The following is a 7258-nucleotide window of genomic DNA, read 5'->3' as shown; positions in this document are numbered from 1 at the left end:
GCTCTCAAAGCTGCAGCAGGCGGCTCGCGATGGGGCGTGCCGCCTGATCTACTTCGACCAGTCAGGGTTCTCTGCCTCACCTCCGGTGCAGCGCGGCTGGTCGCCAGTCGGCGAGCCGCATCACGTCTTACCGCAGCCTCATTGCAGACGTTCGGTCCTCGGTGCATTTGATTTCGGCGCCAACCTTCTAAAGCATGAAGCCAGCAAGGCAACCATCAAGCGCCCGGACGTCATCCAGTTTCTTGATCAGGTCGCGCAGGAAGGCGCGCCCGGCCTGATGACTGTGGTGGTGCTCGATAACGCCTCGATTCATCACAATATCGATCAGGAAACCATCGACCGCTGGTTTCTCGACCACCGTATGGTGCTCTTCTATCTGCCGCCGTACAGTCCTGAGCTGAACCTGATTGAAATCGTCTGGAAACACGCCAAGTATCACTGGCGGCGTTTCGTCAACTGGACGAAGGAAACGATCGATACAGAGATCGCCAAACTGCTCGGCGGCTATGGTTCGGAATTTGAAATCCGTTTTGCCTTTGATTGTGCGCCAGAATCGTGCACGATCTCTCGAGGTGAATATAGGGAACCCTTTGCAATGAGTGGCTAGTCAATGCCTTGTGCAGACTAGCGTTTACAGCTGCGAACTCATTCGGTCAGTCTTGGATCTACAACCAGGAAGTGGACTAATCACGAACTTGCGCGCCTTCAATGCAGGGATTAGACGCGAGAGAGCATCGACCGTCTGTCCGCGGGACGTAGTGTGAACATCGGAGTTCGACTCTCCGGGCGGACTTCCATCATGCAACAGCACAATCGACCCCGGCCGGACTGATGCCATCACCGCATCAGCAATGGCATTGACACCCGGTTGAGACCAATCCCGCGGGTCTACTGACCAGTGAAGCGCGGTCAGTCCAGCCTTCTTCGATTCTCCGATTATGTCTTCCGTCCAGGTTCCGTATGGCGCACGGATATACTTCACCTCCGCTGGAGGACATGTCTCCTTGATAATCGCATTCGCCTCCCGTATTTCACGGCGGACCAAGTCCGGCTCACATTTCGAAAGATCTGGATGTGTCATGGTGTGGTTAGCGAGTTCATGACCTTCCGAGACGATCCGTTCAATCAGTTGTGGATATTCCGCCGCGTACGCGCCAATGACACAAAAAGTAGCCTCCACCTGCTCATATGCCAATATGTCGAGTACTTTCGGCGTCCATATGGGATCGGGTCCGTCATCAAATGTAAGGTAAACCTTACGACGACGATCGGCACAATCACTGTCGCTGCGCACTTCCGTCAAATAGTCTGGGTGGTTCATAGCTTTTCCATCGCGTCCGATACATGCCCTGCATCGTTCGATCTGCCGATAGGCTCGATCGCCAAATGCGGCTCACTATGCGGGATTTTGCGGATGATCAATCAGTACTACGACAGACGCGGATGATGTTCCCTATTGAATTTGAATTGTCGCAACTTTGCGTTATCGCAAATAATTTGTACAATCGATTGTTTCGATATGTCTCATCCATAAGGCGGATACTGGAACATGCGATTCAAAGGCCTTGATCTGAATCTTCTCGTCGCGCTGGATGCGCTGATGACGCAGCGCAACTTGACGGCTGCGGCGCAAAGCGTCAATCTGAGCCAGCCTGCCATGAGCGCCGCCGTCGCTCGATTACGCGATTATTTCGGCGACGACATGTTTGTAATGAGAGGTCGTGAGTTCGTCCCCACTGCGCGAGCGACGGAGCTCGCCGGACCTGTTCGGGAAGCCTTATCGCACATCCAGCTTTCGATAATTTCGCGAGACGTGTTTCGACCGGACAAGTCGAATCGCCGCTTCAGGGTGTGCCTGTCCGACTTTATGACTCTGGTCTATTTCCAGAATGTCATTAAGCGTGTAGCGCGCGAGGCTCCTTCGATCGGTTTCGAATTGCTTTTCCCTGATGACGAGCCGGGTGAGCTGCTTCGGCGTGGGGACGCCGATTTTTTGATCCTGCCGGAGCTGTTGTTGGCTGATGCGCATCCTAAAGCACGGCTCTTTGAGGAGAAGCTTGTGTGTGTGGGCTGTCCGACGAACAAACAGTTGTCCCGCCGGCTGGCGCTCGAGAAGTACATGGCGATGGGACACGTAACAGTGAGGTTTGGGCGTGCACGGAGACCTTCGATCGAGGAGTTTTTCTTACTCGATCTAGGTCTCAAGAGGCGAGAAGAGGTTATTGTGCCTACCTTCGACTTGATCCCGCGGGTCCTGCTGCATACTAACCGTATCGCTACGATTCCTTTGAGGTTGGCAAAGTATTTCGCGGAAGTAACCCCGCTGCGGATCGTCGAAGTCCCGCTGCCACTTTCCTGTTTCACTGAAGCGATCCAATGGCCTTCCCTCCATAACGGCGATCCTGCGAGTATCTGGATGCGGGAGCTCCTCCTGGAGGAGGCGCGAAACTGCATCTAGCAAGGCGGACGCGGCGGGGAATGCCTGCCGGCATGAACCATTGGAGCCGCTGGCGCCGCGGTGAAGGGGGGCGTGGCAATCTCGGCGAGCGTGTATTGGAAATTGTCTAATGTCGCATGAATTGCTGTGGCGATTTCGTGCTCCAATTCAGCGCGGTAGCGGAAGCGCGCGAGGAGGGTGGCGTAGCCGCCGGTGCCGTCGAAGAAATGATGTGGCTTGGGGAAAACCGCATCGTAAAGCCCGGGGATCTCTCGTAGCAATTTTGCATCGACGAATACTTTGCCCACTGGCTCCGGCAACATGAGGAATCCACCACGGGCGGACGATGCTGACGCGTCTAACGCGGCTTGCACCTGAGTGGCTAAGCGCACCTTGTCACCTGACTGCTGCGCGGCCCAGAGGGCGAACAGGTCAACGCCGTACAGATCGTGAAAGAGGAATGGGATTTCTCCTTCACCGACGCGGGCGCCAACCTCAAGGAAATACAATCCATCGCAGCCCCGGATTATCTCAAGATGGAATGGCCCATTTCTGAAATCCAGCGCGCGCAGACTTTTTACTGAGAATGCGATCAGCGCCTCATTTAGAGGACCAGGGTCGAGCATCACCGAACCGAGTGGTTCACCTTGCGCAAACTGCACACAAGTGTTGATGTAGCGAGACGCGCGCCCGATAACCAATGCGCCATTCAGAAGGAAGCCGTCAACGTGATAAACCGGACCGTCGATGTACTCCTCGCAATCGTACTCGGCAAGCGGTAGTATCGGCCACAGTGCATCGAACTCAGGACGGGTGTCGATGCGCCGTGACCCTATGTTCGCCGCACCTGATCGCGGTTTCACGATTATCGGAAAACGCATCACAGTGGTAGTCGCCGCCTTGGTAAGCGCGAGATCTTCCAAGGCTGCAAACCGCGGTACACGCAGGCCAGCTGCGGCGATAGTATTCCTCATAACGGCCTTATTTCGAAAGCGCACGACGGTCTCGGGAAGGTCGCCGGGGATATCGAACGAATTGCGGAGTCGCGCGGCCGCTATAAGGTCGAATTCGGATAAGGCGACTAGCCTGTCGATGCCGCCGAGCGCTGAACAACATGCGCGCACGGCCGTATGCAGCGATTCTTCATCGAGGATGTCAGATAGCTGTTCGACGTGTGCAATGCGAGAGGCGCCAAGCGCGGCAACACTGTTGGGTGTGCAGACGTATGCGATCTTGTTCGCCGCATGATCAATGTAGCGCTGATAGGCAGCGAAGCCGTCGGACCACCGGTTAAGCACGACGATGCGGTTACCCTTAGCAGGATGATTGGCTTTCATGTTGAAGCAACTTGTTCAGATATTTTTATCGGCTTGATCAGATTTGAGCGCACAGAGCGGTTTGGCGATGTCCGGGTTTGGCGTCGGGGCGATCTGCAGTGGTGAGCCGGACATGTCTGGGAGGGGTTAAGAGAGCAATTGGTCTCGCGACAGTGCAGGGGCCGTGGGCGTGGAGCTTCGTCTCCTTTGAGACCGGATGGTGGCGCACACTTGCCACTTCGGCGCCGGCCGCGAAGTCCCCTGATATGGACTTGACGAACCGTACGATGCTCAGGCACGTCGCATCGCCGCGTTCGCATTGCAGGAGCTGCGTGGGCTTGGATTGCAAATATGGCTGCGTATCATCAGTTTCGACAACAAGTTCGACTTGTTCAGTTTAACCAGTCGGTATTTGCGCCGATTACGCTGCTCCCGGGCAAACTCCGCGAGCGCTGAACTGTCCACGGTGACTCGCCTGAGCATGGGAAGACGCCGAGCGCGGTCTGCGAAGCAACGCCCACCTCCTCGGAGCACACAACAGAAGCTCGCAGTCGAGGCGGCGCGGCACGCAAAAATGCAAGCGCGACGATACCTTGACGAACTGTGGCGTCGACAAGTGCCATACCGGATGACGCTTCCGCAACCAGGATGACGGCAGTCATGTGGCCGCTTCCCGCGACGTTACGGTTTCCGTCCGGGGCACGGTCGCCACACGCAACTCATCGAAATATTCGTGGATCAGGCCGACGAAGTTGCGGAGATACATTTCCGCAGTTTCAATGCTGCCCCAACCGCCTATTGCCCGCTGAAGGGCAATCCAGATGATGTCATAGTGCTTGTGCGATTCTGCGTACTGAATGTGATCGAGCGATCCTTTAACATGATCGTGGCCGAACGCCCGCGCGGCGGCTTCTGTGATGCTCTTGCTGTAGCGATTGGTATACCATTCTAGCAGCCAGTTCCAGACCATCGTCGGCAGCGGACCGTTGCGACCAATGCTCAGATAAAGGTAGCCGATCAGCTTGTCTGTGCTGTGGAGCGGTGCAATCCGGTCGACGTCATTGGCAGATACGCCGAATTTCTTGAGGTCGTGGAGGAATTTCCCCTCATGCCCGTATCCTTCTGCCAAGTATTGCGCGAGGATCTGTGCGAGTGTGTTGTCCTTGCAGCCGATTTTATAGAGTGCGAACGCGTCGACCTCGTTATTGAGTCGGATTCGCAATACGGTTTCTACAAGGTGGCGGCGATAGTACTCACTGTCGATCCAATCGCCACGGTGGAACGCTGCGGTTTCGGGCGAAGTTGCGAACATCTGTTCCACGGCTTGTTGAGCGACTTGCTCAAAATAAATACGATCGTTGGCTGTACTCACGTGACCTCCGGTTAGAAATTGAAGAAGGCAAAGAAACGAGTGAACTGGGCTGCTATAAACGCGTCGAGGAGATCAGCCGGGCACCTCGGAGCGTTCCTGCGGAGAGATTCGATGCGTAAATCAGGCTCGCGGGCGTTCCGGGAGCTTCTAGACTCGAACCGCGACTGCGGTCGTCGTGCGATAAGAGGGCAACACTGTCAAACATTCTTGGGCTTTTTTTTCGGCTAGCATTGCGTGAGAGCCTGCGGAACGCAATGCTTCAACCTATTGTTTGCTAATTGCAGTTAACTGGAAACTGGACGTATCCGGGCTCCGATAGGCCCACGAGCCTAGAACTCCTCATCGAGGAGCGCCATGACGTGGGCACGAGATGACTTGAGGCCACAACGTCAAACTGTGCTTGTCTGCAGTATTGCACCTTCACTGGAAGGTGCATTCGCCCGTTCGGTGGCGGCTGTTCGATCAGGTACACGGCGAAGCTCGAAGGGCCGGGTTCATCAGCGACTCGGGTATTCCCCGCAGGGCGTATTCGGCGTGTTTCTCGTGCAACTTTTTTCGCATCCATGTTCCCTGACTAGTGACGGTAGGATATTAACCGCAGGGGTATGCGTGGTATAAGCTGATAATCTTTATGTCTGCATGAGGGAAATTGATGATTCGTGATCTCGACAGCACGCTGCTGCGTACGTTCGTGACGGTTGTAGAAGCCGGCAGTGTGAGCAATGCTGCGATGGCTCTCCATCGGACACAGGCTGCTGTCAGCATGGCCCTTCGGCGGCTCGAAGATGAGGTTGGCCAACGCTTGCTCGAACGTTCACCGCGCGGCGTAAAGCCGACCACGGCGGGCAATGTGTTACTGCCATATGCGCACAAGCTCCTCGACATTGGCCTCGCGGCTCGCTCCGCCCTGAGTGAGGGCGACGTTTCTGGCACCGTGAGGGTCGGCATTCCGGAAGACATCGCAATGAGCCACCTTCGACATGCGTTGCGGCAGTTCTCTGCGCTCTATCCGGACGTAGCGCTGGAGATTGTTGTCGACGCGAGCCCGGCGTTATCGCAGCGGCTCGCAAGCAACACACTAGATTTCGCGATCGGCGACCCAGCGCTGATTCACGCGGAGCCGATCGTTACATGGCGGCATCCGCTTCGCTGGGCAGCGGCACGTACCCGGAACACGGACCTCGGCGAGGGCCCGCTTCCGATTGTTGCGTTCGGCGGCGCGTGCCGGTGGCAGGAGATTTTTTTTGCGACGTTACTCGACGCCGGCATCGCCTGGCGTGTCGCATGTACGAGCACAAGCCTGTCGGCGGTGCAGTCGGCCGTTGAGGCAGGACTCGGTATTGCAGTGCTGCTCGACTGGCACGTGCGCCGCGATACCATGCACGCGATCGATCCGCAGGCTGTCGGGTTGCCGATGCCGCCAGTGGCGGAATTCGGTCTATTTACTCTGGAGAACTGGAACGACCGAACATCCGCAGCTACTGCACTTCAACGGTTCCTCTTTCGCTCGCTGCAGTTGAACTCGCCAGAGCACGGAATATTCAAGACGGAGCAGCCCGCGATGCCAACGCGTGGTCGGGTTTAGATGACGTCGCGCCGTGGTGGCGTCGAACAGGTGATATTTCGGCCAACTGATTGCGGGTTTCAAGCAGACTGAAGTTGCATTTGATCAGTAATGCATATGTTTCATGAAATGCATGAGTTGGCAAGACAGGCAACGCGAAGCGGAAGTGTGATTTGCGAAGTGATCGACATGGTAACGACGTGCGCGGCCATGGCGCAATGCGCCGGCGAAGTAGCGACAGGCCGCCCTGAGGGCCGCGATCAGCTGCGGCAGTAGTGCCTCAGGTTGATCATCGTGTAGGCGAGCGTCTTGAGCGCGTAGTGCACGGCACTGATGCGTTCGAAGCGCAGCAGCAGGCGGCGGAAGGTGTCCTCCCAGGCGAACACGCGCTCGATGGTGCTGAAGCGCTCCGCGAAGATGGCCGCGTCGAAATGCCGTCTGCGACCGCGCTTCGGTGCCTTGCGCCCACGCGGGTTCTCGGGAATGTTGGGCCTCATGCCGCGGTTGAAGATCGCACGGCGGTTTTCGCGGCAGTCGTAGACGCCATCCAGACTGACGGTTGAGCCCTG

The 7258-nt window shown here is 56.7% G+C and carries 7 protein-coding genes; 3 read left to right on the top strand and 4 right to left on the bottom strand.

The features are described 5' to 3' along the window. On the top strand, nucleotides 1-607 hold a 607-nt coding region (locus EVC45_RS42985), incomplete at its 5' end, for an IS630 family transposase (protein WP_211193582.1). Nucleotides 608-631: 24 nt separating this feature from the next. Here the strand turns inward: EVC45_RS42985 and nodB are convergent. Next, the gene (nodB, locus tag EVC45_RS42980; protein WP_129964145.1) at nucleotides 632-1321 is read right to left on the bottom strand and encodes a chitooligosaccharide deacetylase NodB; all 690 of its coding nucleotides are present in this window, start codon (nucleotides 1319-1321) and stop codon (nucleotides 632-634) included. Between the two features lie 228 nt (nucleotides 1322-1549). Between nodB and EVC45_RS42975 the strand changes: the two genes are divergently transcribed. Then, on the top strand, nucleotides 1550-2458 hold the full coding sequence (locus EVC45_RS42975; protein ID WP_129964144.1) for a LysR family transcriptional regulator: 909 nt from the start codon (nucleotides 1550-1552) through the stop codon (nucleotides 2456-2458). On the opposite strand, the gene EVC45_RS42970 is transcribed toward EVC45_RS42975, so the two are convergent. Further along, nucleotides 2455-3774 (bottom strand): acetyl-CoA carboxylase biotin carboxylase subunit family protein, encoded by a 1320-nt coding sequence (locus tag EVC45_RS42970; protein WP_129964143.1) that lies wholly within the window; start codon nucleotides 3772-3774, stop codon nucleotides 2455-2457. The genes EVC45_RS42975 and EVC45_RS42970 overlap by 4 nt on opposite strands. A gap of 637 nt (nucleotides 3775-4411) precedes the next feature. Then, complete coding sequence (locus EVC45_RS42965) at nucleotides 4412-5125, bottom strand: hypothetical protein (RefSeq protein WP_129964142.1); 714 nt, start codon at nucleotides 5123-5125, stop codon at nucleotides 4412-4414. 652 nt (nucleotides 5126-5777) lie between these two features. On the opposite strand from EVC45_RS42965, the gene EVC45_RS42960 reads away from it, so the two are divergent. Next, complete coding sequence (locus EVC45_RS42960; RefSeq protein WP_129964141.1) at nucleotides 5778-6710, top strand: LysR family transcriptional regulator; 933 nt, start codon at nucleotides 5778-5780, stop codon at nucleotides 6708-6710. Between the two features lie 239 nt (nucleotides 6711-6949). Here EVC45_RS42960 and EVC45_RS42955 read toward each other — a convergent pair. Further along, nucleotides 6950-7258 (bottom strand): transposase (locus EVC45_RS42955; protein ID WP_248295485.1); only part of this gene is annotated, 309 nt, incomplete at its 5' end.

The sequence above is a fragment of the Paraburkholderia sp. UYCP14C genome (assembly GCF_004197395.1).
In the GTDB taxonomy this organism is placed as follows: domain Bacteria; phylum Pseudomonadota; class Gammaproteobacteria; order Burkholderiales; family Burkholderiaceae; genus Paraburkholderia.
The sequence above is the reverse complement of the archived record's forward strand: the minus strand, read 5'-3'. Positions and strand labels throughout refer to the sequence as shown.

Excerpts from the sequence above, each read along its gene's own strand:
- nodB (WP_129964145.1), bottom strand. The coding sequence starts at position 1,321 with ATGAACCACCCAGACTATTTGACGGAAGTGCGCAGCGACAGTGATTGT.
- EVC45_RS42960 (WP_129964141.1), top strand. The coding sequence starts at position 5,778 with ATGATTCGTGATCTCGACAGCACGCTGCTGCGTACGTTCGTGACGGTT.
- EVC45_RS42970 (WP_129964143.1), bottom strand. The coding sequence starts at position 3,774 with ATGAAAGCCAATCATCCTGCTAAGGGTAACCGCATCGTCGTGCTTAAC.
- EVC45_RS42975 (WP_129964144.1), top strand. The coding sequence starts at position 1,550 with ATGCGATTCAAAGGCCTTGATCTGAATCTTCTCGTCGCGCTGGATGCG.